3 protein-coding genes are annotated in these 2,722 nt (G+C 36.0%); all 3 read left to right on the forward strand.

All coding sequences use genetic code 11. The features are described 5' to 3' along the window. The first annotated feature begins 190 nt into the window (after positions 1–190). Complete coding sequence (locus tag COZ07_RS03800; protein ID WP_406607258.1) at positions 191–727, forward strand: GNAT family N-acetyltransferase; 537 nt, start codon at positions 191–193, stop codon at positions 725–727. Positions 728–800: 73 nt separating this feature from the next. Further along, positions 801–2,129: a replication-associated recombination protein A gene (locus COZ07_RS03805; protein ID WP_406607259.1), complete on the forward strand. Its 1,329-nt coding sequence runs from the start codon at positions 801–803 to the stop codon at positions 2,127–2,129. A 6-nt stretch (positions 2,130–2,135) separates the two neighbouring features. Beyond that, entirely contained in the window at positions 2,136–2,639 is a 504-nt protein-coding gene (locus tag COZ07_RS03810; RefSeq protein WP_406607260.1) for a ThiF family adenylyltransferase, read from the forward strand. Positions 2,640–2,722: the final 83 nt, after the last annotated feature.

Genomic DNA, 2,722 nt, shown 5'->3' on the forward strand with positions numbered 1-2,722 from the left:
TTAACCATTAGAATACCTCCTTTATCTTTTATATATTTATAAATTCTACAAAAGATTTAAAATTCCTGCTATAATAGAAAATAATTTTCTTATTTTTAAAAAGGTAAAAAAAGGTGCCTGGCACTAAATTTGTCATAAAGGTAAAAAAAGGTGCCTGGCACTAAATTTTACCTTGAAGGAGAAAGAGGGCATGCTAAAAGGAAAATTGGTAAATTTGAGAGCTATTGAAAGGAAAGATTTAGAGGAGATAATGAAATGGGTAAATGACCAGGAAGTTACCAAATATTTAGCTGCCTTTCTCTACCCGGTTTCTCGAGAAGAAGAGGAAAAGTTTTTAGAAAGAGCGATGAGTCGTAATGATACAGAGAAAAACCTGGTTATGGAGACTAAAGAAGGAGTTTATCTAGGTCAGATTAGTTTACATAAAATTGATTGGAAGAATAGTAATGCAGAATTGGGAATTGTAATTGGCAATAAAGAATACTGGGGCAAAGGTTATGGCACCGAGGCGATAAAAATTCTCCTTCAGCATGCTTTTAACCAGATGAATTTGTATAAAATATATCTTCAAGTCTTTGAGTTTAATCAAAGAGGAATACGTTGTTATGAGAAATGTGGCTTTACAAAAGAGGGGAAATTAAGAAAAAATCATTTCTACAAGGCGAAATATTATGATGTAATCTTAATGGGGATACTCAAAGATGAATTTGAAAAGACAAATAAATAAACCAAAAGAAAGAATTTTTAAAATAGCCAGAAAGATGATAAAATTATAGGAAATATAATTAAGGTAAATTTTAATGGAACTTTTTGAAAATTTCCAAAAAGATAAACTAAATAATGCTCCTCTTGCTGATCGGATCAGGCCAACAAAACTGGAGGATTTTATAGGACAAGAAAAAATTATTGCTCCAGGAAAACCATTACGAAAAGCCATCGAAGAAGATGAGCTCCAGTCGATTATCCTCTGGGGTCCACCTGGCTCAGGTAAAACTACTCTGGCAAAGATTATTGCTAAAATGACCAAATCTTATTTTGTCTCCTTCAGTGCAGTGGTTTCCGGGGTCCCTGTTTTAAGGAAAATTATTAAAGAAGCCCAGGATAGGAGGAGATATTATAATAAAAAGACTATCCTGTTTGTAGATGAAATTCACCGATTTAATAAAGCCCAGCAAGATGCCTTTTTACCTTACGTAGAAGATGGAACCATAACCCTAATCGGTGCTACTACCGAAAATCCCTCTTTTGAGCTTATTCCGCCTCTCTTATCCCGTTCCACGGTCTATGTATTAGCACCCTTATCTTTCGAAGGCTTACAAAAAATTTTAAAAAGAGCCTTACAGAACCAAGAAAAGGGTTTGGGAAAATATAAGCTTAAATTAGAACCTCAAGTATTAAACTTTATTATTGAACTGGCCTATGGAGATGCACGCATAGCTTTAAATATCTTAGAATTTTCGGTGATAACTACCCAACCTGATCACCAGGGCCTTAGAACTATAACTTTAAAGATTGTTGAAGAAGCAATTCAGAAAAGATGCCTGCGCTATGATAAGACCGGTGAGGAACATTATAATATTATTTCTGCCCTACATAAAAGTATGCGCGATTCTGATCCCGATGCCGCCCTTTATTGGGTAGGCCGTATGTTAGAGGCTGGGGAAGACCCTCTCTACGTTGCCCGGCGCCTGATCAGATTTGCCTCTGAAGATGTAGGTAACGCTGACCCTCAGGCTTTACCGATAGCAGTCGCGGCTATGCAAGCAGTACATTTTTTAGGAATGCCGGAAGGCAATTTAGCCCTGACTCAAGCAGCTACTTATTTAGCCTGTGCTCCTAAAAGTAACGCTCTCTATAAAGGTTATCAGCTTGTCGAAGAGGATATAAAAAGATGGGGACCACTTCCGGTTCCCCTGATTATCCGTAATGCACCTACTCCTCTAATGAAAGATTTAGAATACGGTAAAGGTTATAAATATGCCCATGATTTTAAAGATGGGTACATTATTCAGGAACATCTACCTGAAGAATTAAAAGGTCAGAAATATTATTTCCCTACGGAAAGAGGATTTGAAAAAGAGATTAAACAAAGATTAGAAATATTAAAAGCTAAGTATAAATGTCATTAGTGAATAGTGAATAGTGAAGAAGGAAGAAACAGTTGCAAATTACAAGATTACAAAGAAGGAGTAGGGGCGTATTGCATACGCCCAGATAAGCTCATGAAAGAAAATATGAAAAAGGAAAAAGAAGAAGCAATTTTAAAAGAATTAGAGAAGGCAAAAAAAGAAGCGATCACAACTTCTGGCAAGAAGTATTATAATATTTCCGTAGATCAGATAAAAAATATCTCTCATAAATATGAATACCTTTCGAAGGGGATAGAAATATTAGCCCTGAAAAATAATATTATTCCCGAACGTTATCACCGTAATCTGGGAGTGCTTAGCCCTTTAGAGCAGATTAAATTACTCCAATCAAAAGTAGCCATAATCGGAGCGGGAGGATTGGGTGGGACGGTATTAGAACTCTTAGCCCGAATGGGAATAGGAGAATTAATAATTGCAGATAAGGATATTATAGGGGACAGCAATCTGAATCGACAGCTACTTTCCACTGAACTTAATTTAGGCACATAGAAGATTAAAGCAGCCACAAAGAGGGTGGAAGAGATAAATTCTTCGGTCAAAATTAACGGCTATTCTGTCTTTATTAATGCAAG

This window comes from Candidatus Infernicultor aquiphilus, from assembly GCF_002784285.1.
GTDB lineage: Bacteria > Atribacterota > Phoenicimicrobiia > Phoenicimicrobiales > Phoenicimicrobiaceae > Infernicultor > Infernicultor aquiphilus.